General features: G+C 43.0%; 27 protein-coding genes, 2 tRNA genes and 1 pseudogene. 4 read left to right on the plus strand and 26 right to left on the minus strand.

What is annotated here, in order from left to right; genetic code table 11:
• Positions 1-5 precede the first annotated feature (5 nt).
• From ettA to LP107_RS13815, 4 genes are all read right to left on the minus strand, one after another.
• The gene (gene ettA / locus LP107_RS13800) at positions 6-1667 is read right to left on the minus strand and encodes an energy-dependent translational throttle protein EttA (RefSeq protein WP_078274237.1); all 1662 of its coding nucleotides are present in this window, start codon (positions 1665-1667) and stop codon (positions 6-8) included.
• A gap of 102 nt (positions 1668-1769) precedes the next feature.
• Entirely contained in the window at positions 1770-2228 is a 459-nt protein-coding gene (locus tag LP107_RS13805; protein ID WP_115368856.1) for a hypothetical protein, read from the minus strand.
• A 149-nt stretch (positions 2229-2377) separates the two neighbouring features.
• Positions 2378-2647 (minus strand): hypothetical protein, encoded by a 270-nt coding sequence (locus tag LP107_RS13810; protein ID WP_147287300.1) that lies wholly within the window; start codon positions 2645-2647, stop codon positions 2378-2380.
• Between the two features lie 5 nt (positions 2648-2652).
• Positions 2653-2799, minus strand: a complete 147-nt coding sequence (locus tag LP107_RS13815; RefSeq protein ID WP_158079655.1) for a hypothetical protein — start codon at positions 2797-2799, stop codon at positions 2653-2655.
• A gap of 254 nt (positions 2800-3053) precedes the next feature.
• On the opposite strand from LP107_RS13815, the gene mutM reads away from it, so the two are divergent.
• Complete coding sequence (gene mutM, locus LP107_RS13820) at positions 3054-3893, plus strand: bifunctional DNA-formamidopyrimidine glycosylase/DNA-(apurinic or apyrimidinic site) lyase (protein ID WP_078274234.1); 840 nt, start codon at positions 3054-3056, stop codon at positions 3891-3893.
• 196 nt (positions 3894-4089) lie between these two features.
• Positions 4090-4497 (plus strand): hypothetical protein, encoded by a 408-nt coding sequence (locus LP107_RS13825; protein ID WP_078274233.1) that lies wholly within the window; start codon positions 4090-4092, stop codon positions 4495-4497.
• A gap of 160 nt (positions 4498-4657) precedes the next feature.
• On the opposite strand, the gene LP107_RS13830 is transcribed toward LP107_RS13825, so the two are convergent.
• From LP107_RS13830 to LP107_RS13845, 4 genes are all read right to left on the minus strand, one after another.
• The gene (locus tag LP107_RS13830; protein WP_078274259.1) at positions 4658-5224 is read right to left on the minus strand and encodes an RDD family protein; all 567 of its coding nucleotides are present in this window, start codon (positions 5222-5224) and stop codon (positions 4658-4660) included.
• A 543-nt stretch (positions 5225-5767) separates the two neighbouring features.
• A tRNA-Arg gene (locus LP107_RS13835) sits at positions 5768-5844 on the minus strand.
• A gap of 103 nt (positions 5845-5947) precedes the next feature.
• Positions 5948-6037 (minus strand) — tRNA-Ser (locus LP107_RS13840).
• A gap of 318 nt (positions 6038-6355) precedes the next feature.
• Entirely contained in the window at positions 6356-7927 is a 1572-nt protein-coding gene (locus LP107_RS13845; RefSeq protein ID WP_112742753.1) for an AbgT family transporter, read from the minus strand.
• Positions 7928-8195: 268 nt separating this feature from the next.
• Here LP107_RS13845 and LP107_RS13850 point away from each other — a divergent pair.
• Together LP107_RS13850 and LP107_RS13855 are read left to right on the plus strand one after the other, a co-directional pair.
• Positions 8196-8986: pseudogene (locus LP107_RS13850) on the plus strand (transposase family protein).
• Positions 8987-9721: 735 nt separating this feature from the next.
• On the plus strand, positions 9722-9904 hold the full coding sequence (locus tag LP107_RS13855) for a hypothetical protein (protein WP_078275095.1): 183 nt from the start codon (positions 9722-9724) through the stop codon (positions 9902-9904).
• Positions 9905-9969: 65 nt separating this feature from the next.
• On the opposite strand, the gene LP107_RS13860 is transcribed toward LP107_RS13855, so the two are convergent.
• The 18 genes from LP107_RS13860 to rpmH all read right to left on the minus strand — a co-directional run bounded on the left by LP107_RS13860 (position 9970) and on the right by rpmH (position 26177).
• Positions 9970-10578, minus strand: a complete 609-nt coding sequence (locus LP107_RS13860; protein WP_112742754.1) for an L-threonylcarbamoyladenylate synthase — start codon at positions 10576-10578, stop codon at positions 9970-9972.
• Positions 10565-11722, minus strand: coding sequence for a DNA-processing protein DprA (gene dprA, locus LP107_RS13865; RefSeq protein ID WP_112742755.1), 1158 nt, complete (start codon positions 11720-11722; stop codon positions 10565-10567). The genes LP107_RS13860 and dprA overlap by 14 nt, the downstream gene beginning before the upstream one ends.
• A gap of 131 nt (positions 11723-11853) precedes the next feature.
• Complete coding sequence (locus LP107_RS13870; protein ID WP_078275092.1) at positions 11854-12942, minus strand: LysM peptidoglycan-binding domain-containing protein; 1089 nt, start codon at positions 12940-12942, stop codon at positions 11854-11856.
• A gap of 462 nt (positions 12943-13404) precedes the next feature.
• Positions 13405-13701, minus strand: coding sequence for a hypothetical protein (locus LP107_RS13875; RefSeq protein ID WP_112742756.1), 297 nt, complete (start codon positions 13699-13701; stop codon positions 13405-13407).
• A 126-nt stretch (positions 13702-13827) separates the two neighbouring features.
• Positions 13828-14325, minus strand: a complete 498-nt coding sequence (locus LP107_RS13880; RefSeq protein ID WP_078275090.1) for a hypothetical protein — start codon at positions 14323-14325, stop codon at positions 13828-13830.
• A 58-nt stretch (positions 14326-14383) separates the two neighbouring features.
• On the minus strand, positions 14384-15796 hold the full coding sequence (gene thrC / locus LP107_RS13885) for a threonine synthase (protein ID WP_078275089.1): 1413 nt from the start codon (positions 15794-15796) through the stop codon (positions 14384-14386).
• A gap of 24 nt (positions 15797-15820) precedes the next feature.
• Positions 15821-16225 (minus strand): type II toxin-antitoxin system VapC family toxin, encoded by a 405-nt coding sequence (locus LP107_RS13890; protein ID WP_112742757.1) that lies wholly within the window; start codon positions 16223-16225, stop codon positions 15821-15823.
• Between the two features lies 1 nt (position 16226).
• Positions 16227-16457, minus strand: coding sequence for a hypothetical protein (locus LP107_RS13895; RefSeq protein ID WP_078275087.1), 231 nt, complete (start codon positions 16455-16457; stop codon positions 16227-16229).
• A gap of 152 nt (positions 16458-16609) precedes the next feature.
• The gene (gene rsmB / locus LP107_RS13900; RefSeq protein ID WP_228157730.1) at positions 16610-17938 is read right to left on the minus strand and encodes a 16S rRNA (cytosine(967)-C(5))-methyltransferase RsmB; all 1329 of its coding nucleotides are present in this window, start codon (positions 17936-17938) and stop codon (positions 16610-16612) included.
• A 1-nt stretch (position 17939) separates the two neighbouring features.
• Positions 17940-18941 carry a methionyl-tRNA formyltransferase gene (fmt, locus tag LP107_RS13905; RefSeq protein ID WP_078275086.1) on the minus strand — a complete coding sequence of 334 codons (1002 nt, stop codon included), beginning with the start codon at positions 18939-18941 and terminating at the stop codon, positions 17940-17942.
• Between the two features lie 169 nt (positions 18942-19110).
• On the minus strand, positions 19111-19773 hold the full coding sequence (locus LP107_RS13910; protein WP_264676057.1) for a riboflavin synthase: 663 nt from the start codon (positions 19771-19773) through the stop codon (positions 19111-19113).
• A 380-nt stretch (positions 19774-20153) separates the two neighbouring features.
• Positions 20154-21248: a bifunctional diaminohydroxyphosphoribosylaminopyrimidine deaminase/5-amino-6-(5-phosphoribosylamino)uracil reductase RibD gene (gene ribD / locus LP107_RS13915; RefSeq protein WP_112742849.1), complete on the minus strand. Its 1095-nt coding sequence runs from the start codon at positions 21246-21248 to the stop codon at positions 20154-20156.
• Between the two features lie 16 nt (positions 21249-21264).
• Positions 21265-21753, minus strand: coding sequence for a transcriptional regulator NrdR (gene nrdR, locus LP107_RS13920; protein ID WP_078275083.1), 489 nt, complete (start codon positions 21751-21753; stop codon positions 21265-21267).
• A 9-nt stretch (positions 21754-21762) separates the two neighbouring features.
• On the minus strand, positions 21763-23247 hold the full coding sequence (gene mnmE / locus LP107_RS13925; RefSeq protein ID WP_112742850.1) for a tRNA uridine-5-carboxymethylaminomethyl(34) synthesis GTPase MnmE: 1485 nt from the start codon (positions 23245-23247) through the stop codon (positions 21763-21765).
• A gap of 101 nt (positions 23248-23348) precedes the next feature.
• Complete coding sequence (yidC, locus tag LP107_RS13930) at positions 23349-24992, minus strand: membrane protein insertase YidC (RefSeq protein ID WP_112742759.1); 1644 nt, start codon at positions 24990-24992, stop codon at positions 23349-23351.
• 163 nt (positions 24993-25155) lie between these two features.
• Positions 25156-25485, minus strand: a complete 330-nt coding sequence (gene yidD / locus LP107_RS13935) for a membrane protein insertion efficiency factor YidD (RefSeq protein ID WP_112742760.1) — start codon at positions 25483-25485, stop codon at positions 25156-25158.
• A gap of 9 nt (positions 25486-25494) precedes the next feature.
• Positions 25495-25884, minus strand: a complete 390-nt coding sequence (rnpA, locus tag LP107_RS13940; protein ID WP_112742761.1) for a ribonuclease P protein component — start codon at positions 25882-25884, stop codon at positions 25495-25497.
• Positions 25885-26042: 158 nt separating this feature from the next.
• On the minus strand, positions 26043-26177 hold the full coding sequence (gene rpmH / locus LP107_RS13945; RefSeq protein ID WP_029103370.1) for a 50S ribosomal protein L34: 135 nt from the start codon (positions 26175-26177) through the stop codon (positions 26043-26045).

Consider the following 26177-nt stretch of genomic DNA (forward strand, 5'->3'; position numbering starts at 1 on the left):
CTAAATCAGCTCCCAATCTTCTTATATTTCATTCTCTTAGGTGTTGCGTCGGCACCGAGTTTTTCTTTACGCCATTTTTCATATTCTGAATAATTGCCGTCAAAAAATTCAGGCTCTTCATTTTCAAATGACAAAATGTGCGTACAAATTCTATCCAAGAACCAGCGGTCGTGTGAGACAACCATTACCGTACCAGGGAACACTTGCACCGCATCTTCTAAGGCACGCAAGGTTTCCACATCAAGGTCGTTGGACGGTTCGTCAAGCAAGATGACATTCGCCCCTTGTTTTAAGGTTTTGGCAAGTTGCAAGCGATTGCGTTCACCGCCTGACAGATTGCCCACCAGTTTTTGCTGGTCTTGACCTTTAAAGTTAAAACGCCCAATATAAGCACGGCTTGGCGTGGTGTACTCGCCCACGGTAATCATATCCAAGCCATCAGAAACCTCTTCCCACACGGTTTTGTTGTCGTCCAGATTATCACGCACCTGCCCCACATAGGCGACTTTCACGCTCTCGCCCACTTCTACCGTGCCAGTATCGGGCTTGTCTTTGCCGGTAATCATATTAAACAAGGTGGTTTTACCTGCACCATTCGGCCCAACAATCCCCACAATCGCCATTGGTGGCACGGTAAAGGATAAGTTTTCATACAGCAAACGACCGTCAAAGGATTTGGAGATGTTCTTGACCTCAATGACTTTATTACCTAAGCGTGGCCCTGGTGGGATATAAATTTCTGCTGTTTCGTTACGTTGTTGAAATTCACGAGAGTTCATCTCTTCAAAGCGTTCTAGGCGAGATTTAGATTTGGCTTGTTGACCTTTTTGGTTTTTACGCACCCATTCAAGCTCTTGTTTTAAGGCTTTGGCAAAGGCTTCTTCTTGCTTTTGCTCTTGTTCTAGGCGTTTATTTTTTTGCTCAAGCCATTCGGTATAATTGCCTTCATAAGGATAACCATAGCCACGGTCAAGCTCCAAAATCCACTCAGCCACATTATCAAGGAAGTAGCGGTCGTGGGTAATCGCCACAATCGTACCAGAATAATCTTTTAAAAAGCGTTCAAGCCACGCCACAGACTCTGCGTCCAAATGGTTAGTCGGCTCATCTAAAAGTAGCATATCAGGCTTAGAAAGTAAAAGCCTACACAAGGCAACACGGCGTTTTTCACCGCCAGACAGCTTAGAAACATCAGCGTCCCAAGGCGGTAGGCGCAGGGCGTCCGCTGCTTTTTCAAGCTGGGTATTTAGGTTGTGAGCGTCCCACGCTTGAATGATGTCTTCCATTTTGCCTTGTTCTACGGCAAGTTTGTCAAAGTCAGCATCAGGCTCGGCATATTCGGCGTAGATTTGGTTTAGGCGTTCAAGGGCATCTAGGGCTTCTCGTACGCCGTCTTCCACATTGCCACGCACATCTTTGGCAGGGTCTAGCTGGGGTTCTTGGGGTAAATAGCCAACTTTAATGCCTGCTTGGGGGCGAGCTTCACCATTGTATTCGGTGTCCACGCCTGCCATAATGCGTAGCAAGGTGGATTTGCCTGCACCGTTTAGCCCCAATACGCCAATTTTGGCACCTGGGAAAAATGACAATGAAATGTCCTTTAAAATCTCTCGCTTAGGCGGGATAATTTTGGACACTTTGTTCATTGTATAAATATATTGAGCCATAGCTATCCTTTTGACTTAAAACAAAAAATTGGAAACTGAAAAAAGGGGGAATTTAACTTGCCATTATCGCACGAATTACAGGTTTGGGCAAGGTGTTTTGTTTTAGGATTTGGGTAGGAGAAATTTGGCTAAAATGGTTGATGATATTCCGCCAATAATTGCAATCCAAAAAGACAAGAAAATGGAACTAAAAAAATCATCAATGCTCTCAACCAGAGCATTAACATCAGCCATAAAATCAGTTGCTAGAATAATTAACAAAAAAGAAAAAGTAGTTAAAAGACCAAAGAAAAAGACTTTTAAATAATCTTTAACTTTTAAAATTCTTACTTTAAAATAAGATAGCATACAGCCAGTTATCAATGCAGGGATAAATCCTATTGCTGTTCCGACCATTAAAATAACTGCATAAAGAAACAAAATCATCTCTACATCATCGCCAGCAACAATAGCATAAATCAATACTGGTATAATAGGCAATGTGCCACCTAATGAACCCATTAAAGTATAACTTAAAATAACTTTTAAAGTTGGGTATTTATTTTCATTATCGTTATTCATAAAATTATCCTGTTAAGATTTTGGCAAAATAAATTTAGCTAAAACGGCTGGTGACACTCCGCCTATCAATGCAATACAAAATATTAAACTTCCTGCAAAACTAGTTTTCCGTTCGCCCTGAGCTAAGTCGAAGGGTAGCGGAAAAACCATTATGGTTCGACAAGCTCACCACGAACGGTTTTCTTTAATTTGGGGTTTTGCAGGAAATCTATTAGCATGATAAAATAGATAGCACTTTCAGATTTCAACAATCTTGAATCAATTTCCATAAGTGCCAAAACGCCAATAAACACCAACCCCAAAATAAAAAATACCAAAAATGCAACACCAAAAGGCTTCAAATAGTCAAATGGTCTTTTGATGATGATTTTAAAATAGCTAATCACAATACCGCTTAACAAGGTAGGTACTAAACTCACCAAAACTACCAATAAAAATAAATAGCCAAATAACCCCAACCATTACGACTTGTCATAAAAAGGCTAACAAATGGCAAGGTTAGAAGACCACTTAATAAGCCTGTAAATAAGGCATAAGCGATGATGATTTTTAGGGTTGGATACTTTGTCATATTTTTCCTTTTAAAATATCTTTATCATTTTTTACCATTTGATAAATACAAACAAATGCTTTAATAACCACACAAAACATCACAAACCCAATCAATGGCATTCTTTCTCAAAATTAGCTATAATAACAAACCTAGCCACAAAAGCAAATACCATTATGACCGCATGGCCTTATGGCAAATACAGCCTGCAACAAACCTAAACTATGATAAAATAGCCATTTATTTCTCTTGTCCGACTTATTAGAATCACAATCATGCCCGAATTACCCGAAGTTGAAACCACCAAAGCCAGCCTTGCCCCACTCATCGGTCAGCGTGTCAGCGACATTTACACGTCAGGTTATCGCCTGCGTGAAGTGATACCAGACGACCTAGATGAGCTTGTCGGGGCAAAACTTGTGCGTGTGGTTCGCCGTGCCAAATACCTACTGCTTGATTTTAATAAAAACGGCTCACCCCTGCGTCTGCTCATTCATTTGGGCATGTCAGGCAGTCTGCAACAGCATGACGCCCTTGCCCCACGCAAGCACGACCACATCATCTTTGGCTTTGATGACTCATCGGTGCGTTTGCATTATCATGACCCCAGACGTTTTGGCATGGTGATGTGGGTAGATGATGCCGAGCGTTATCTTGACAAACTTGGAGCAGAGCCTTTGGATGATGCCTTTGATACCGACTATCTGTATGGGATGATTCATAAAAACCCCAAACGACCCATCGCCCGCCCCATCAAATCCGTCATCATGGAGCAGTCCATCGTGGTCGGTGTGGGCAACATCTATGCGGTAGAGAGCCTGTTCATGTCAGGCATACACCCTGCCACGCCTGCCCATCAGATAGATAAATACAAGATAGCCGTACTGGTCGATAACATCAAGGCGATACTCGCTCGCTCCATCGAACAAGGTGGGTCAAGTCTTCGGGACTTTACCGTGGGGGCAGGCAAAACGGGCTATTTTCAGCAAATTCTACTGGCTTATGGGCGAGCAGGTGAGCCGTGTACGGTGTGTCATGAGATTTTGGAAAACATTAAAATCGGTGGGCGAGCCAGTGTGTACTGCCCGAGCTGTCAGCCACTTAACCCAACTTAATCCCACTGTTTGATTTATCAACTGTTGGCAATCATCAGACGTCGCCAAATGTTACTGATTTGTTTACCCCTTGTCGGAAAATTTTACCGTCCACCCACTTTTTGGCAAAATAAGCTTGATAATATGGGCGGAACTTGTTTTAATATTAGCATAAATCTATCTTGGGCAAATCGCCCCCCCCTATTAGGATACTCTCATGAAAATCAAACACACACTATTGGCACTGACTGCCACCGCCTTTATCAGCACCACCGCTCACGCTGCCATTGAGATTGATGAAGAAGATTTTGGTCCTACCTATGGTTCTGCGGTACTTGACATTACCGTTGCCAAGCCGTTGCAGTTGGTTGGTGCGGTTGCAGGCACGGCACTTCATGCAGTGGGCTTGCCATTTTCTATGGCATCAGGCAGCGTGGAGAGTTCTTATGAGACTTTGGTTGTCAAACCTTGGTCGGCACTCTCTCGTTGTGTGGGCTGTACCGAAGCTTATGACAACTACCGCAACGCCCACCAAGTAAACCCTAATGAAGTGCGTATCGTTGTGGACAGACCTTCTGAGATTATCATCAATACCGACCAAAACGTGGTTGTAAACCCACGTTGATTGATGATTTTATCATCCATTGTTTTTGTTTCTCCAACCTATTTACCCATTTTTGGTAAATAGGTTTTTTATTTGGATATCAAAGTAACAATATGGCAAGCTTTAAAAAATTAAAAGCCCTTATATAAAATCGCCCAATCTATACAGACTGGGCGATTTTTTAGGTTTCTTGTTTATTAGGGGACTTCTTGTTTTTACGCCATGATTGCCACAGGCTTTCATGCTGGATTTTGGGGACTTTTAGAGTAATGGTGTTAGATAGCATGTCATGCACCGCAAGCCCCCGAGTATTGAACGCACAAAACAGATAATTAAACAAAAACCCAAGCATGGCACTCATCAGCACCGCCAGTCGTGAGCCATGTAGCACCCCACCGATGGTCGCACAGAGTATGGGTAGCAGACAGGCACTGATGATACGGCGTGTGCTTTGTGCCCACGTCAGCAGATGTCCTGCGTTATCCACCGTCTTTAATCGCCATGTCTGCATGCCGAGCGTCTGCCCTGATTTTCGCCAAAACAATCCATAAAAACCTATCAATGTCAGTACAAACAGCGGTGTCATGACCCCATTTTGATACCAAGTTGGCAGTCTTTGGGCATGTGCCGAGTCCGTTCCTACTTCCATAAACAGTAGTGTACCGACCACCGCCCCAATCGTCCCCACCAAAAACAACATTGCCAATATCAGCATGCCATCATATAACAGTGCCGTCACTCGTACCAAGGGTTTGGCGATGACAGGTAGCTCATCAGGGTCCACCTGTATGGGCTCATCTTCGCTGTGTGTCTGTGATGGACGGAGTTTTGGGGTTTTGTTTTTTTTAGCCATGATGATAAATAGAATCAAAATAGGCTTTATTTTACCATGACTTTTGGATGTGTTGAATATTTATGACGCTTTTATGTGTAAAGTCTTAGGGTGTTATTGTCATTAATACTATTTTATTGGCGTTTGACAAAATGTCACGCTTTCATCCATTTTACATAAAATGGCTATTTGACGACTTATGCTTAAGAACTTAATATTTGCCATAGGTTAGTAGGAGCGTGTTGAACACGCCATCTTTAAAGGCTTGCAAAGTCAGCCCTCTACATCTATACATTGTGAATTTGTGGTAATTTTAAATTTTTGATACTGTAATTTAAAAATTAAGCCAAACCTAAATTTATACCATATTAAGCCATCGAATTATTTTCATAAAACCCATTTAATAAACCCACACAAGCAAAAACACCAAAACTCAATCAAGTTTTGGTGTTTGGTATATGGCGCACCCGGAGAGATTCGAACTCCCGACCCCTTAGTTCGTAGCCAAGTGCTCTATCCAACTGAGCTACGGGTGCAGTACAACTGATGTGATTATCAATCTTTACCACTCGTTGTGGTCGACTATTATACACTAAAAATTTAGAATGTCAAGCTTTTTTATTTATTTTTTAAAATAAATGGCGGTGACGGAGGGATTCGAACCCTCGATACAGTTTCCCGTATGCATCCTTAGCAGGGATGTGGTTTCAGCCACTCACCCACGTCACCGTTTTGATTGACAAATTTGTCAAAAGCTGTGGGCGATGATTATAGCAAAGTTTGGCAAAAATGCAAGGGGTTTTTTAAATTTTTGTGATAAATTTTAAAAAACCATCAAAAACCCCTGCCAAACCCATCGCCATACACCATAAAAATTGACACCATCATCACCCCTACACACTTTTGCTCAGCATATTTTGCAAAAACATCCCCCAACGAACCAAACTGATTTTAGATGATTTAGCAAATCGGTTTGGTAAATGGCTTGGTAAGCCACTTTAAAAAATCCCCTGTCATCAAACAAGGGATTTTTATTATCTGGCAAGATTAAGGTGTATAATAAGTCGCAGCCCCTGGTCCCACAGGCAAGCCTAAGGCAAACACCCAAATACAAAAGAGTGCCGTCCACCCCACCAAGAACAAGAGCGAGTATGGAATCATGAGCGACATGAGTGTGCCGACCCCTGTGTCTTTTTTGTAGCGAATCGCCACCGCCATGATAAGCCCAAAGTAGCTCATCATCGGTGTGATGATGTTGGTGCTACTATCGCCGATACGATACGCCGCCTGAATCATCTCTGGAGCATAGCCTGTCAGCATGAGCATGGGCACAAAAATCGGTGCGGTAATCGCCCATTGAGCCGATGCCGAGCCGAGCATGAGATTGACAAAAGCACAAATCAAAACAAAGCCCACGAGCAACAAAGGTCCTGTCAGTCCGATGTCATTTAGGAAATTCGCTCCCGATACCGCCATGATCGAGCCGATGTTTGACCAATTAAAAAAGGCGGTAAACTGAGCAGCAAAGAAAACCAGCACGATGTACATGCTAAGCGAACTCATGGCGGCACTCATGGCATCCACCACGTCATCATTACTCTTGATGGTGCCTGTAATCTTACCATACACAATCCCTGGAATGGCAAAGAACACAAAGATAAACACCACAATCCCATGTAAAAATGGCGACCCTGCCACAAGTCCTGTCTCAGGATGTCTTAAAATCCCGTCCGCAGGCACAACAGTCCACGCCAGTAGCAAACAAAAAATTAGCATGGACACGCCCGACCAAACCAGACCTTTCTTTTCTAGGGCGGTCAGTCGCTCCACCTTGCTGTCAAGCACGCTTGGGTCATCGGCATCATCGGGGTTGTATTTACCCAAAGATGGCTCCACAATTTTTTCAGTGACAAAGTAGCCAATGCCACTTACCAAAAACGTACTTACCGCCATAAAATACCAGTTAGCTTCTGCCCCCACGACATAGTCAGGATCAATGATGCGTGCCGCTTCTTGGCTGATACCCGACAGTAGTGGGTCAACCGTACCAAGGAGTAAGTTAGCACTATAACCGCCCGACACGCCTGCAAAGGCAGCGGCAAGTCCTGCCAATGGATGCCTACCCAACGAATGAAAAATCATCGCCGCCAAAGGAATCAGCACCACATAACCAAGCTCTGATGCGGTGTTTGACATAATACCTGCAAAAATAATGACAAAAGTAACCATCTTTGGCGGGGCATTCATGACAAGCCCCCGAAGAGCCGCCGAAATCATGCCTGACCGCTCAGCAATGCCCACCCCGAGCAGAGCGACAAGCACCGTCCCAAGTGGCACAAAGCCTGTGAAGTTGGACACGAGATTCTCCACAATCTTGGCAAGCCCATCGCCATTTAAGAGATTGACAACATAAATCATGCCGTCTTCACTACGCCCCTTTGCCCCTTCTGGGCGTGGGTCAGCCACCGACATCCCCATCATCGACATGATTGCCGATAGTACGAGCAAAATAACTGACATCCATACAAATAAAATGGCAGGGTGTGGCAACAGATTGCCAAGCCACTCTACCCCCTTTAAAAATCTCTGCATGCGAGAAGAGGTTGCTTTTTCTTGCATAATCCTTCCTTTTAAAAAACTCAATAAAATCCAACTTTATCAAGTGTTTAAGTGATAAATAAAAGGCTCTGGTTCAAAAAGTATGCTACAAAGAAAACCGTTCGTGGTAAGCTTGGGAAACCTAACGGTTTTCCTACCCGTAGGCATAGCTCAGAGCGAACGGAAAACCTAGTTTGACATACTTTCTAGACTACTACCAATAAAAATGCTATTATTCAGCACGGCTAATAGACCTCCTACAAAACCCCTCCCATGCTAAAATACCCCAATGAACTACGAAGCATTCACACACTTATCTGATGAAAAGTTTAAACGCTTAATTGGTGTTAAGCGAGAAGTCTTTAACAACATGCTTGCTTGTTTAGAGCAAGCACAAGCTAGCATACATCAAAGAGGTGGTAGAAAACTCAAAATTGGTATGCCCAATTTGTTAATGGCAACCTTGCAGTATTTTAAAGAATATCGCACCTATGAGCAGATAGCCGCTGACTTTGGCATCCATGAAAGCACACTTATCCGTAAAAGCCATTGGATTGAAGACACACTAAGCAAGCAAGGCTTTGCCATTGCCACCCAAACACCCACCAAAGATGACATTGCGATTGTGGATGTGAGCGAAGTGCGTGTTAATCGTTCTAAAAAAACCAAGCATTGATGTATTCTGGCAAGAAAAAGCGTCATACCGCAAAGGTGCAATGTATCATCAATCACCACAAGGTCATCTTACAAGTAGACACCAGCATCATTTAAATGCATGACTTTAAGCTCTTTAAGCGAACAAACCCAAATTTAACAAAGGCTAAGTTTATCCTAGCAGACAGTGGTTATCAAGGCATAAAACACATACATGCTAATGCCTTTACGCCACTAAAAGCAACCAAGAAATACCCATTAGTACAAGAAGCCAAAGATTATAACGCATTATTGTCTAAAACACGGGTGAAAGTAGAACATATCTTTGCCAAGTTTTAAGCCTTTAAAATGTTCTTAACCACCTATCGTAAATCATTGGCAAGATTTGAACTTAGGGTAAAGCTCGTGTTTGGGTGGATTGGGTAGTTTTGCAGGAGGTCTATTAAATCACAATTTAGTAAGAAAAACAAACATTTTGGTACATAATGTATAAGGAATAGTTGGGGCGTGCCTAACATTGATAACATTTTTATAAAATTAAGATGAAGATTTAACACTTTAAGCCATTTTTTCATGAAAAATGGCTAAATCTTGTTTTTCATCGTCAAAAACTTGCTTGATAGAATAACTATCAACCTCAAGTTTTTTCCTTGAAAAACGTGCGATTTCCCCTATTTTTCATTGCAAATACCAAAGGCAGGCACGCCCTATTTAAAACTTTTAAAATACGCATTAAAATTGATTGACAAAACGCCATTTTCATCAATATTTGATAGTAGTCCAAAAAGCATGCTGAACTAGATTTTCCGTTCGCCCTGAGCTATGCCTACGGGTAGGAAAACCGTTAGGTTTCCCAAGCTCACCACGAACGGTTTTCTTTGTAGCATACTTTTTGAACCAGAGCCCAATATTTTTTGTTAATCGCACCATCAAAATGGTTGAAATACGTAGCAAATCGCCAATTTTAGGTTACATTAGTTTACATTGTAATTGCTTGTAAAATCAATGCTATTAAGGCTTAGTTTACGGCATTTTATCTGTATTTTATTGCGCAAAGCTTGATATCGATTAAAATAAGACTAAGTTCTAAATGATGAGCTGGTTCAAACTCATCTCATTTAAACACATCCACATCATTCTCATTTACCCATGGAGTATATTATGCCACAATCTCAATTCAATCTAACTGTTGCCGACCAAGCTGCTGCTGACGCTCTAGTTGCTAAAACCGAAACTATCGCCGGCGTTAAATTTGTTAACGTAAACATCGACAAAGGCACTGTGGTTGTGACTCACGGTGATGACTTTGATGAAGCTGCTTTTAAAGCTGCTGCTGGTATCTAAGCAATCTGCTTGCTTTAAAAAACCAAAACCCTTTGTATCATACAAAGGGTTTTTTATCATCAAAACTACCGCACCACCTGCCCTGTACTGGCATGAATGATTTGACTGGGTTTATCATAGCCCAGCGTATCGCCGAGCAGATAACAGACTTCATTCCCAAAATAACGCCATGCCATCTCAAAATCATGAGCGGGGACTTGTCCACCAACATTACAACTGGTAGACATCAAAAAGCCAAACAGATTGTTATCATGAGTAGCAAGCAAATCACATAATTTGGCGATTTTGGCATGGTTGATTACTCGAATGGCAAGGCTCTCATGTTTGCCACGCACACATTGAGGGATACTAACTCCATCAGGAATATCAAACAGCCATGTACTCGCCTGCCGTCTGTCATCGGCATACGCCCAGCTTTTGATGATGTTATTTTGGCGAGCCTTCGGCAGATTTTTCAAAAATACATCAATGTATGATTCATCCGAAGTCAGTACAATCACGCCCTTTTCGACAGGGCGTTGTTTTAGGGCAAGAAGCTTATTTACCGCCTGTACATCAAAAGCATGACAGCCCAGCCCCCATACACTCTCGGTAGGATAAGCCAAAATCCTACCTTGCATGACCCATTCATACGCCACATCAGCACTGTGAGTGATACATTCATGCTCGCTCATAGCGACCCCCGACCACTTTTACCATACCAATCATTTCAAGCTCCAACAAAGACGCCAGCAATGTCCCAACATCCAAAGCAGTCGCCGCCACAAGTGTATCTAGGTCAGTCGGCTGATTGGATAACTTATCAAACACGCCCTGCAAATGGGGTGCAATGGCAACTGGTGCGGACACAGGGAGTTTTTCATGAGCATTATCAAGGGCTGAAACACCCCGAGAGAAGGTTTTGGGTAGGGCGTTATAGCCCATCACACTTCCACTGAGTTCATCAATAATCTGACTGGGGTGGTAAATCAGGGTTGCCCCTTCGCGGATGAGATGATGACAGCCCTCGGCATTAACATTATCGATAGAGCTAGGCACAGCGAAAACCTGCTTACCTTGCTCAGCGGTCAGGCGTGCGGTGATGAGCGAGCCACTGGCAATGGCGGCTTCGGTGACCAGCGTGGCAAGTGATAACCCTGCTACCAGACGGTTACGGCGTGGAAAGTTGTGCTTGGTGGCGGGCGTGGCGGGCAGTAGTTCACTAATGAGACAGCCACCCTCATTGATAATCTGAGCATACAGAGCATTGTGGTTTTTAGGATAGCACACATCAATGCCTGTTCCCATCACCCCCACCGTCTGTCCCCGTCCATTTGATAATCCGCCCAGATGTGCCGCCTTATCGATACCGCCTGCCAGTCCACTGGTGATGGTCAGTCCCTGATAAGCCAAATATTCTGCCATATTAAAAGTCATCTGACAAGCAAACTCTGTGGGGGAACGACTGCCAACGATTGCCACTTGCCTATCCGACAAGCGTGTCACCTCCCCACGATAAAAAAGCACTGGTGGTGGGTCATACATTTGTCTGAGCATTTCAGGATAACGCTCATCGTCCATCAGAAGTATACCGTACGCCCCACGCCCTGCTTCATCATGCAGTCTGGTCACCATCGCCATAACATCATCTGTATCCTGCCATCTTTTGATGTGGGCGTTATGCACACCAAGCTCCTGCCATGCCCCAAGCCCTTCTGTCAGAGCCTGCTTTGCACCGCCAAATTGCTCGGTCAATTTATAAAAAGCGGTCAAAGAAGTATTTACCACATACCACAAAGCAAGCGTGGCGGATGTCTCATCTAGTGTCTGATAACTCATGTTTGTTTCTTATGTTAAATGACAGGCTTGCATTATATCACTACTGTCTTTTTTATAAAATTTCATTGGCAAAATAAAATTGCCAATACAAGCGTACTGGCAATTTTAATACATCGCTATTTATCAATGAATTATAGATAAGGCGGTGGCACCAACTGGTCGCCCTTGCTTAGTGGTAACTCTGATGAGAGAACATAAGCATAACTGATGTGGTCAAATACCTTAAACACCATCACCTGACCTGCTTTTTCGCTAGGTAGGCGTACTGGCGTGTCGTTATCACGAATGTCACGCACCAATGCCCCTTTACGATAGACATCAAGAACATGACCCGCTCTTGCTCCTTGGGCAGCACCGATATTGATGGCGACCACACTGCCTTTGGCGGCACTGCCGATACTGCCCATCACGCGTGCAATGCTACCGCCACGAGTCACCTCAGCAGGGGCAGGGTAGAACACCACAGGAAGCTGGGTTGGTACCTCAGAGAAGACGCGGTCGCCCTCGTGGATTTCTGTGTCGAATGACTGGGTGATTTGAATGCTTGATACGCCATTACCTGCCACATCAGTCACGATACCACGAGCTACTTGTACCGCTTCTAGCCCAATCACCGTACCTGTCTGCACATCTACATAAGGCTCGGACTTGCGATACACGCCATAAGTCTGACCTGGGGTAAGCAGTGCCCCTTTAACATAAATCTTGTCGCCTGTTGCGGTAATAAGATTGCCTTTTTTGGACGCCAGTACATAAGGGGTCGTCTCAAAATCATCGGGATTGACAATCACCGAACGGTCAAGCCAATGACGGATATTTGATAATGGAATAGGTGGCACACTACCTTCTAGCGGTGTCAGACGAACTGGTTCACTGGGTGCCACCTCTTGGATTTGACGTTCAATGCCTGCACAGCCCTCACCTGTGTCCACGCCGACCAAGGTCTGACCCTTAATGATACACATGATAAGAATATCACCAGGGTAGATAAGGTGTGGGTTTTTGACTTGTTTGTTGGTCGCCCAAATCTCACGCCATCTATGCGGTGCGCTCAGATATTTACCAGAGATGTCCCACAATGTATCGCCTTTTTTGACGGTATAACGGTTGGGGGCGTCTGCTTTGATGGTTGGAGCAGGGTTGTTTGCATGGGCTGATGACATCATCACGCCACCGATTAGGCAAGCGGTCATCAGGCTTTTTAGGGCTGTTAGCTTCATATCATTTTATCCATTATTAAAGGCAACAAGTGTGTCTTTTTAGAAAAACACGAACTTGCTAAAATCTTGCTTAGCATACCACAAAATGTAAAAAAATATTAACTATTTTATCATTATTTGGCGGTAACTTTCCGACAAAAATACATCGTTTGGCGACTTTTGGATAAGATAGCCATAAAAACCTACAAAACATCACATTTTAGCCGTGCCGTGTGTTGTCAAACAGAACGATACACTCGCCACTTGTCATCTCTGTGGCGACAACAGTTATGGAGCAACGTTAGTTTGCGTGATAAGCATCTCATCAAAGCGTTCGCCATAATATTCAATGACAAATTTATCATGACCATCACCCACCACCAAATCAAATGTTGTAACAACAACGTTTTGGTAGGGTTTTTGGCGTGAGTTTTTAGATTAAGTTGAAATTAGCATGATTTTTTCCAAAAAACCAATCTAAAATTACTTCTTTTCCAAAGCACTCTTTAAAACTTCATTACTTAACTTAATCTGTTCTTGAATCACATCAGACATTGCTTGATAACCCTCATTATCAGAATCTCGCCCAAAATATTTACCAGTTAATTCTTTATAAACTTCATTTTTCTGTTCATCAGAAAAATTAAACATGTAAGTTGGTAGGGCTTCTAGCTCCAAACGGGTTTGCTCGGCTTTGTCTTTTTTCTTTTGGTAATGAATGGCTTGTTTTAAACAGAAAGTAACGCCTGTAATTGTAATAAAGATGATGCCAGCTTTCATAATCCAATAATCAATATCATTATACTCTAAAATACATAAATTTCCAAAAAAGCATTGGGTATAAATAGCCTTACTGAATATTGAAAAGAAGAATCCAATAATAGCAAATAAAATAGCAATTGCAATCTAGAAAATATACTTTTTATGATTTACATCTTCTGATTTTTCATAAATTTCATAGGTTTTATGATTTTTGTAAATATCATTTAATTCTGAAAATTTACCGACCTGTAACCAAGCATCTTGATAAATACCATCAAAATATTCATTGAGTTTTACTAAAAATTCTTGTGATATATTGTGATAATTATCCAATAGGAAATTAATCTCCATTATTTCCGATTTTACAAAATCATCATCAGATGTTTTTGAGAGAATTTTACCAATTCTTATATCTAAAAATTCTAATATGTATATATTTCTATAATTTACTATTTTATTAATATTGGTTTTTATCCAACCAATATAATCAGCTAGATGGTAAAATTCATCCATCAGAATATCATTTGCCAATTGACCAAGTTTATCTAAATTGTTGATAACACTTAGTTTTATTGCATCAAATCTTTCTTTTAGTTCTCGATATTCTTTTGCTTGTTGCTGTCTATCTAACATTTTAGCCATTATACATTTCCAGAATGACAAAAGGGTATATTAAATACACCCTTTTTTTAAATATAAATTACAATTTCACATTTTGCTCAATTAATTGCCTGACCAATTCCACCTTATTATCCAATACCACCACTTTTTGAGGCAGGCTTTCAATGTCTTTGGCATGAGTAGGGCGTGGAATATCAATTTCGCCAATGGCTTCAAAAATGGTCTCGGCAAATTTGGCTGGCAATGCCGTCTCGGCAACGACAATCACTTCATCAGCCAGACGCACTTCACGGGCGACTTTGACACCGTCTGCGGTATGTGGGTCAAGCAAATCTTTATCACTTTCATAAACCGCTTTAATGGTCGCAATTCTATCAGCGTGGGTAGATTTACCAGACACAAAGCCATATTTATTTTGAGCGTCATTTAATAAATACGATAAATCAAAGCCTTTACCACTACCCACATCTTGCCATAGGGCGTTTAATTTTTCGCTGTCTTTGCCCACCAATAAATAAATAAAGCGTTCAAAATTTGATGCCTTAGAAATGTCCATAGACGGACTGGAAGTGACAAAAGTATTTTCGCTGGTGCGGGGAATGTATTTGCCTGTTTTAAAGAAATCATTTAACACATCATTTTCATTGGTCGCCACAATTAAGCGATGAATTGGCAATCCCATTTCACGGGCGATATGACTTGCACAGACATTACCAAAATTACCAGACGGCACACAAAAACTTACCCGCTCGTCATTATTATTGGTGGCATTAAAATAGCCTTTAAAATAATAAACAATTTGAGCCAAAATACGACCCCAGTTAATAGAATTAACCGTGCCAATTTGATATTTGTCTTTAAATGCTTTATCTTGCTGAATTGCCTTTACAATATCTTGGCAATCATCAAACATACCATTAATGGCGATATTGTGGATATTATCGTGCATGAGACTGTACATTTGGGCTCGCTGAAATTCACTCATTTTGCCGTGTGGCGACATCATAAAGACATCAATATTATCTTTACCACGCAAGGCATATTCGGCGGCACTGCCTGTATCGCCAGACGTTGCTCCGATAATGGTTAGGCGTTTGTTTTTTTGTTTTAGGACATATTCAAAGGCATTGCCCAAAAATTGCATTGCCATGTCTTTAAAGGCAAGCGTTACGCCATTGGATAATTCCAAAATTTTAATGCCGTCTTTTAATGTGCGAACAGGGGTAATCTCGTCCGTACCAAAGGCGGTTTTGGTGTAGGTTTTGTTAATGAGCGTCTTTAAATCATCCTTGGGAATGTCGGTGGCAAACAGCGACATAATCTCAAAAGCAAGCTCGGTATAAGACAGCGACCGCCATTTATCCAAAGTCGCACGGTCAATCTGTGGGTAAGTCTCAGGGAGCATCAAACCACCGTCAGGGGCAAGCCCCATCAATAGAACGTCACTAAACTGCATGGGAGCGGTATTGCCACGAGTGCTGATATAGTTCATAAAAGTACCTTTTAAATTAAAAAATTAGATTAAATTCAAACCAAACTTTTGATATTCATTGAATTTATCATCAATAGAAACCAATGTTAATTTATGATAAATACAATAATAAATCACAATTCTATCGAATGGGTCTTTGTGTTTTTCTACTTTTGGTAATTGATAAAAATTTGCCATAATATCATGATTAACCTGTATAATTTCAATACCCATTTTTATGGCAATATCAGGCAATTCTTTGGGTGATACGCCATTTAAATCCAATTTACCCAGATTATATTTAATAGAAATTTCCCAAAAACTGGTATTACAGATAAAAACTTTATTATTTTTATCTTCTAATAAACACCTGATTTTAGCATTGATTTTATTAGGATTAAAAACCAACCATAGAAAAATATGCGTATCTATAACGTACTGATTTTTCATGTTATAGTCCCAATAATTCTTCTTCGCTCATCTCCCAATCATCAGACAACTTAAAACTGCCTTTACCTTGACATAATCCAAATTGGCGTTTTTCTTGATTTGTTTTTGATTCGCTTTGATAATCAATCATATCAGCATACAAATAATCAAAAATACCTTGCTGTCTTTGAACTGGAATGGACTGCATGTACTGAACAGCTTGTTCAATGGTTTGTATCGGCTTAATATCCACGACAACTCCTATTATTTATCAATCATAATACATCTGATATTTTTCTTCAAATGCCTGTCTGTCTAAATTGACATAATCCTGACAAATGATTTTGGCGTTTAGCCACCTATTTTATCAAACAAATAATATTCATATTATCATTTATTTTGCCTTTAATCCACTTTTTGTAGCAACGCATAATAAAATCCGTCGCCGTCATCGTCATTTAACGGCAAACATTGATAACCCGCCGCTTGCTTGATTTGATTGGGTAGGGTCAATTCAAAATCCACCGCTTTGGCGTTTGGCGTACTGGCAAGGAAATTTGTGATTTGACATTCGTTTTCCACCTTTAACAAGGAGCAGGTAATATAGAGCAAATGTCCACCCACCGCCAGATTTTGCCATAGATTTTGTAAAATTTTAGCTTGTAAGGCGACCGTTTGGGCGACATCTTGCTCGGTGCGAAGCAGGGCAATGTCAGGGTGTCGCCTGATGACCCCCGTGGCACTGCACGGAGCGTCAAGCACGATGACATTAAAGGGCGTGTCCGCCTGATAACTCGTGCCATCCGCACAAATCACGTCCGCCTTGTCCGCCAACTTCAAGCGAGCCAAATTGTCATGCACACGGTTTAGACGTTTTTCGTCATTGTCTAATGCCGTGATATGTTTCACGTGAAACTCATCGTTTGACAACTCCAACAGTTGAGCCAACTTCCCCCCTGGGGCGGTGCAAGCGTCCAACAGTCTTAGGTTTTTGGGTAGGTTTAACGCCTTTAAAATATGCCCACAAAGCTGTGCATGACGGTCTTGCACACTCACAAAACCGTCTTGAAAATGTGGTAAAGATTGCACTTTTTGCGAAACAGTCAGCTTAATCACACGCTCGTCCGCCACGCCAAGCGGTAGAATTTCGTAGGCGATATCGGCAGAATTTAACAGATTGGCATAATATGTAAGCGTGCTAAATTTGCCATTCACACGCAAAAATATCGGAGCGGGTTTTCGCAGATTTTGCCCCAAATTTTCATAATAATCACCCCAATCTTGTTTTAATTCTTTGGCAAGCCAATTTGGCAGGCTGTGATTTTTATTTATCTTTTTGGCGAATTTTTCTTTTTTATCCGCCACTTTTCTCAATATGGCGTTAATTAGCCCTACGCCATAATTTTTATTTAAGGATTTGACCGCATTTAATGTTTCGTTAATAATGGCATAATCAGGCGTGTTCATATATAAAAGTTCATACAAGCCCATATTTAACGCACAAGTAATGCCAATATCGGTTAGGGGCTGTTTTATCAAACTCTCGCCAATGCGACTAATGGCGTGCCAATGACGAAGCGTGCCTAATAATAATTCGTGAGTAAAGCCTTTTTCATTATCTTTGACGGCAGTTAATAAATCATCCAATAATAATGATAAAGATTGCCCTTGATTGATTTTTTCAAGGGTTAAAATAATATTGGCTCGGACGGGTAGTTGTGGATTGATTTGCATATTACTGCCCATTGTCAGCATTATTATCAAAAACTTGCCCGTCTTTTAATTTATCACCCACCGCAATTTGTTCGGCGGTCAAAGGCTTACCCCCTGCCCATTGCATTTTTGTGATATTTATCAAATGCTTATCGCCATTGTCATCAGCACCACACGCCACCAGCACCGCCTTTCGCCCTATACTTACAATCTTACCTGCCGTCTCGGTCGTGGTTTGGTCAGGCTTTATGGGCGTACATTCTAGCACCTTGATACGCTCGCCATTTAAAAAAGCAAACGCATTTAACGCACGGATTTGGCGGTTAATGTGATGAGCAGAATTTTGCCAGTTGATTTGCCCTTCATCGGTGCTTACTTTTTCGGCATAATTGGCAAGACTGTCGTCTTGTGGCTTAGCATTGGCTTGGTAAGTTGCCAAGTCCTTTAACACTATTACCATCGCCTGCCCGCCAAGCTCGGCAAGTTTGTCATGAAGCGTTTGGGTCGTGTCAGTATTTATAATGTCGCAAGGGAGCTTGTAGAGCATATCGCCCGTGTCAAGCCCTTGATTCATCTGCATGATGGTAATGCCTGTGGTCGTATCGCCCGCCAAAATCGCCCGATGAATGGGAGCCGCCCCACGCCACCTAGGCAGTAGCGAGCCGTGAATATTTAGGCAACCATAAGTTGGAGTATTTAACACGCCAAGCGGTAAAATCAAACCGTACGCACAAACAATCATCACATCAGGACGATAATTGGCAAGTGTTTCACGTGAAACCTGTCCGTTTTCATGCTTTAAGCTAAAACTTATCGGCTGTTCCACAGGGATATTATGGCCAAGGGCAAGCTCTTTGACGGGACTGGCGGTCAATTTTTGTCCCCGTCCTGCCTTGCGGTCGGGCTGAGTATAGACCGCCACAATATCAAGATTTAGCTCATCTTGGCGGTCAATCAGGGCTTGCAAGGCGACTTTGGCAAATTCTGGTGTGCCTGCGAAAATTAGGCGTAATTTATGGTTCATTTTTTACCTTTATAATATTGGGTAATTATCATATATTTTTAAATTACCGCAATCCAATTTAATAATATGAATGTAGGGACGTACTGGACACGTCCTTTGGTATTATCATTTTATAGACGTGTACAGCACGCCACCTCAAATCCTATACCACATATTGAATTCATTAAACCTATTTAAAAAACCCACTTTTTATTAATAGCTCTTCGGTAATGTTGCCTTGGGGTGTATCGATTTTTGCTCCGATAAGTCGCTCCAAATACCGTGCCACCAAATCCACTTCTATATTCACCGCTCGCCCCACCGCCCAATGTCGTGCAATGTTAGTCATCTCAGCAGTGTGCGGAATGATATTTAGGCAAACGATATGTTCAGACGGCTTTATGCGGTTGGTCGTGAGACTGATACCATCCACCGTGATTGAGCCTTTGTCGGCAGTGTATTTCATCAGCTCTGACGGTAGGGCGACTTCGATATAGACCGAGCGAGCGTCTTTGGCGATTTTGGCGATTTTGCCCACGCCGTCCACATGACCTGCCACGATATGCCCACCAAAACGTGTGGTTGGAAGCATGGCTTTTTCTAGGTTCAGCGTGTCGCCTACTTTCCAGACGTTTAGGGCGGAAATGGCTAATGTTTCACGTGAAACATCTACCGCATAGCTGTTGCCATCTATCGCCACCACCGTCAAGCAAATGCCGTTGGACGCAATGGAATCGCCCAATTTGACATCGCCAAAATCAAGCTCGGGGGCGGAAATGGTTAATTGCACATCGCCGCCTGTGGGCGTAATGGCGGTCAGCGTGCCTGTTGTCTCTATGATACCTGTAAACATGGCTTACCTTTTATGATTGGTTTTTTAAATGATTTGCTGTTTTGCACATGATTTAAAAAATCAATCATTTATCTATGAAACATTCTGCTTTACCCATCTTAAATTCCATAAAAAATTTAGAAAATTTTTATAAATAAGTTGTGGATAACTTTTTAACCATTGACCTTTTGCAAATAATCCATTTAACTTATCCACAACCCAAAGATGTTTCATGTGGAACATGGTTAGCTGTTTTTAATTTCACGTGGAACACTTTAAAATCAAGGCTTATGGCGTGTTATCAAATCTTGTTTTTAATCAAAACCGTCGATTTTTAAAAAGTTTTCCACAGTTTCACGTGGAACATTTTTTGCCAAATTTTTGCTCAATCATTTAAGCAATCAAGTTGTGGATAAGTTTTTTGGGCGAAAAATCATCTTAACATCATCGCCAAGCCGCTCTACATCTACAAGCGTAAAATTTAGCTTATCCTGCAACCGCTCAAACTGCCCCCCAAACATCGGACGGGCAGTCGCCCCCAAAAGACAAGGGGCTTGATAAATGATAAGCTCATCTACCAAGTTTTGGCTTAAAAAACTTGTGGCAAGCGTCGCCCCTGTCTCCACCAGCACATCATGGCATTGATACTTTGCCACGAGCGTTTTTAAAAGAGCAGGTAAATCATCTTGCCAAATCAGTGTATTAGGGTTTTTGAGTACCGTAAAATCATCATCAGGCGACAACTTGCCACGTCTATCTATCACCACGATTTTGGGCTGGGGTATGGCGGTTATGCCGATATTATCAAGCTCCACATCGGGCAAACGTACGTTTAGAGCAGGGTTGTCGGCGATAATCGTGTTTGAGCCTGTGATAATCGCCCCACTTTTGGCACGCAAGTTTTGCACATCCCTGCGAGACAACTCGCCCGTTATCCATTTAGACTGCCCATTTTGCATGGCAATGCGACCGTCTAGACTGACACCCATTTTTAGGCGAACATACGGCAAGCCTGTCGCCACTGCCTTTAAAAAGCCTTTATTCAACTCTTGAGCTTTGTTTTCGCACACCCCCACCGCTACAGCAATGCCTGTATTTAACAGCATTGCCACGCCTTTGCCTGCGACTTGTGGGTTGGGGTCAAGCGTTGCGATGACCACCCGAGCCACGCCACTTTTTATCAAGGCATTCGCACAGGGGGGCGTGCGACCAAAATGGCTACACGGTTCAAGCGTTACATAAGCGGTTGCCCCCTTTGTGTCCTGTCCGCTATTTTTGACATCGTTTAAGGCGAATACTTCGGCATGGGGATAACCTGCTTTAGGGTGAAAACCCTTGCCAATTATTAAGTTATCCTTAACAATCACACAGCCCACCGCAGGATTGGGGCGAGTGGTAAATTCGCCTTTTTTGGCTTCATTTAACGCCATAAGCATAAACTTTTCATCATCAGACAGGGCAGGGCTTAGGCGAGATTTGACGGTATCGGACAACATATTATCAGCTAAACTATCAGTCATGATTTTGTCCTTGTAGGTTATCATGGCACACTTTGGGAGCGAAGTTTTCAAGCTCGGCTTTAAAGGCTTCTATGTCCTGAAAATCCCGATACACGCTGGCAAAACGTACATACGCCACATCATCAATCGCCTTTAACTCCGCCATGACAATCTCGCCAAGCACCTTACTGGATACTTCACGTTCGCCTGTTTGGCGTAGGCGTTGCTCAATTCGGTGTACGATTGTATCTATCTCGTCAATGCTTACAGGACGTTTTTGTAGCGGTAACGCCATTGAACGGCGAAGTTTGTTATAATCATAAGGTTCACGCAAACCATTGCTTTTGATGATACGGGGCATGACCACCTCCATGACTTCAAACGTGGTAAACCGCTCGCCACACTCGGTACATTGGCGACGACGGCGAACCTGCGAGCCTTCGGCAGCAAGGCGTGAGTCAATCACTTTGGTGTCTATGGCACTACAAAACGGACAATGCACATCGCCCTCCTATTTTCCGATACAAAAACTTGAAAAAATCCGCCCCAAGAGTTCATCAGCACTCATCTGCCCTGTAATCTCGCCCAATGCCGTCTGCGACAGTCTTAGACTCTCCGCCACCAGCTCCCCTGCCTGATAGACGACAAGCTGAGTATGAGCGTCTGTGGCGTGCGATTTGGCACGTTTTAGGGCATCAATATGGCGGGTGCGGGCGATGAGACTGTTCTCTGGCGGATGAAAGCCCACTTTGTCTTTTAATAAATTTACCAATTCATCAAGCCCTTGCCCTGTGGCACAAGAGACCCTTATTTGACTAACTGTTTCACGTGGAACATGAGAATTTTCTTGACCATTTGAATTATTTTGCATGGTTTCACATGGAACATTTTCGCCATTATGACTATTATTATGATTAACATCAGCCATTGTTTCACGTAAAACACCACCCAATAAATCAGCTTTATTGGCAATCATGACAAGCTTACGCTCAAAATTCTCCATGCCAATTTCATCAATAATATCAGCAAACAGCTCTTTGGCAAGGGCAAATGGTTCGCTCTCGCTACTGACATCATAAACAAACAGCAAAATATCAGCTTGTTTGACGGCGGATTTGGCGCGGTCAATGCCGATTTTCTCCACCTTATCGGACGTATCTCGAAGCCCTGCGGTGTCGGTCAAATACACGGTCAAACCGTCCAGTACCAGTGTTTCGGACAGCGTGTCTCGTGTCGTCCCTGCAATGTCGGTAACAATGGCACGCTCCACCCCTGCTAGGCGGTTTAGTAGGCTTGATTTGCCAGCGTTGGGGCGACCTGCCAGCACCACCTGCACGCCGTCTCGCAAGAGCTGACCTTGTTTGGCGGTTGCCAAAATGTCATCAATGGCACGCAAAATCTCATCAATCTTGGACTCAATCACCCCGTCCGACAAAAATTCCACATCATCTTCATCAGGAAAATCAATGCTTGCTTCCACATATAAGCGAATGTTGGTGATTTTTTCTGATAAGTCATTGATTTTTTTGGAAAATTCCCCAGAGAGCGAACGCATGGCACTGCTTGCCTGAGCGACACTCGTGGCAGAAATAGCGTCCGCTATCGCTTCGGCTTGTACTAGGTCAATTTTGTCATTTTCAAAGGCACGCAAGGAAAACTCCCCTGCAGCCGCTTGTCTTGCTCCAAGCTCAAAACAGCGAGCAAGGAGCAGATTTTGCAAGACCATACCGCCATGCCCTTGTAGCTCCACCACGTCTTCGCCTGTGAACGAATGCGGAGCGTTAAAATAGATGATGACCCCTTCATCAATGACCGACCCTTGATTGTCCTTAAATTTGGCAAAATGGGCGTGGCGTGGCGTGAGAGCTGATTTGCCCGATACGGCACAGCCAATGGTATGAGCGGTGCGTCCAGACAGACGAATGACACCCACCCCTCCTTTGCCGATAGGGCTTGCGATGGCGACAATGGTGGGTTGTTGAGATTGATTTGGCATAGTGGTGGTTGATAAAATTTTTGTCATTTTACCATTATTTAGCCAACTTTGCCCACAAAAAATCCGCCCAGACAGGCGGATTGGTTTGTGATTGTCAAATATCAATCGGACAACACTTTGACAGGCTTGTTGTAGGCTTTTTCAACACGTTTATTAACAAACTGCTGATGAGCCATACTAAACAGGTTGTTTACCGTCCAGTACAGCACCAAACCTGCGGGGAAAAACAGCATAAATACCCCAAAAATAAGTGGCATCATTTTCATCATCTTAGCCTGCATGGGGTCGGTTGGCTGTGGGTTTAACAGTTGCTGAACATACATTGTCCCCATCATAAAAATGGGTAGGATAAACCAAGGGTCCATCGCCGACAAGTCTTTAATCCACAAAATCCACGGGGCGTGGCGTAGCTCCACACTCTCCACCAAACACCAGTACAGCCCCAAGAAAATTGGCATTTGTAGTAAAATCGGCAAACAGCCTGCCATCGGATTGACCTTTTCATCACGATACAACTGCATCATCGCCTGACTCATCGCCATGCGGTCATCGCCGTGCTTTTCTTTTAGGGCTTCTAATTTGGGGGCAATGGCACGCATCTTTGCCATCGACACATAGCTTTTGTTGGATAGCCAAAACAGAGCAATTTTGACAATCAAAGTCAAGCCAACAATCGCCCAGCCCCAGTTACCCAAGATTTTGTGCAGAGCATCAAGGATTAGGAACATCGGCTTGGATATTGGCCAAAATATGCCATAATCTACCGTCTTATCAAGGCTTGGGGCGACAGCAGACAGTTGTGATTGCACCTTTGGTCCCACATAGAGTGTATCATCCACGCTCATCTGTTTGCCATTGGCAACGCTGATGGGACTTTGATAGCCGATGTAGTTGTCGTTACCACTGGTGCGACTAAAAAAGACAGGCTTGTGGTTGTCAGGTGCCCACGCTGAGACAAAATAATGCTGAACCATCGCCACCCAGCCATCGGTACTGTTTTGGGCGTTTTTGGTAATCTCGCCATCGTTGAAGTCTTTGAATTTAAGCTTGTTATAAGGCTCATCAGCCGTCCCCCAAGCACCGCCCAAATGCGTGGCAATGCCCATCATGCCTTTGTCGGCAAGACCGGGGTCTTTGCTGTTGTCTCGTTTTAATTGCACAAACAGCTCGCCATTAAAGTCCTTACCGCTCACGTTATTGATGTTGTGAGTAACCTTAATGGGGTAATCACCCTTGGTAAAGGTATAAGTTTTGGTAATGGTCAGCCCGTCTTTACTGTACGTGAGCGGCACGGATAAAGTGTCGCCCGTTAGGGTGTAGCTCTGGCTTGGACTGGTGTACGTGGCACGTCCTGACTGCGTGTCAATGCCGTCCGCCCCGCCGATGAGCGACTGAGCAACATAGGTGCGAGCGTCTGTCTCCAAAATAGCAAAGGCTTCATCACCGCCCAACGTTTTGGCGTACTGTTTGAGTCCTGCATAGACCACATCACCGCCCACAGGATTGATTTTAATGTCATAAACATCGGTACTGACCGAGATAAGATTGGTACTGGCAGGGGCAGTTGGAGCGGAGGCGGAGGCAGGCAAATCGCCTGTGACAGGCGCCAAATCCGAACCTGCAACCGAGGTCGCCTGAGCAGGGATAGGTGCTTGACCGCCATAGTCTTTTTGCCAAGCCAAGATAAGCAAATACGATGTGATGAGCATCGCAATGATAATCAAAGTCCGAAAAATCTTTTGCATAAACAGTCCTGATTGGGGCGGACAACCACCCATAAAAATCTAAATCCGCCATTTTACTAAATTTTTACCAAAAAACCTAGCATTTACTTATATTTACTTACGGGCTGACTTTTTATAAAATGATAAGTTATTGATTTTTAGAAACTTTAATAAAAACAGCCCACTACTTCATCATCTGATTTCTAACCGCCAAATAACTTGTGCGGTCTTTATAAACACCCATATTGGTAAATCGGACAAGGGCGGTATCATCACAATGCACGTAACGATAACGGGCCAAAGGCAGCGGCACAAAATCCACCCCCGAACCACCCCACGGCTGACACCGAAAAATCCGCCTAATAACAAGCGGTATGCCACGCACGCCATGCCATTTTAGGGTGTGTATGCCATAGACAGAACAGGTCGGGTAGAACCGACAGCGAGCGGGGACAAGCGGACTGATTGCTTTTTGATAAAACTTAATAACAAGCAGTAAAAATTTGACAAGCATAATCAAAAATCACTGGGAATTATCAGCAGGGAACAGGGTAGATAATTTTTCAAAAATATAGGTCAGCTCATCATGTAAGTCAGTCTCTTTTGTGTAGTTTTTCTTAACAATCAGCACCACGTCCACCACCCCAAGCATGGGGGCAGTATGACGAAAGTATTCACGAGTGAGCCGTTTTAGGCAGTTACGCATGACAGCCAGTTTAACCTTTTTTTTGGTAATGGCAAGCCCCAAGCGGGCGTGCGTTTGCTCGGACGTACCTGTTTGGACAAATAGGAGTAAATGCTCTGAGTGGATTTTTTTGATAGGATTATCAAACACCCGTTTAAAATCATTGGGGCTAAGCAGACGCTGAGCTTTGGTAAAGCAAAATGGCGGGGTAAGTTGCGGACTTGTCATGGCATAAACGTATTAAATCAAACTATCATACAAGGCTTAGTGTGTTTCGTCAATGGTTTATCCAGCATACAAAATCTTAAAGTTACAAACTTTTAAGGCAAAATTTGGACAAACAAAAAGCACCCAAAAGGGTGCTTAATCTGCGATAATCTATAAGATTATACGGTCAGACGATGACGACCTTTGGCACGACGACGAGCCAAAACCTGACGACCGTTTTTGGTAGCCATGCGAGCACGGAAACCGTGAGTGCGTTTGCGTTTTAGAACGCTGGGTTGGAATGTACGTTTCAT

It is taken from the genome of Moraxella bovis (assembly GCF_025985205.1).
Classification (GTDB): domain Bacteria; phylum Pseudomonadota; class Gammaproteobacteria; order Pseudomonadales; family Moraxellaceae; genus Moraxella; species Moraxella bovis.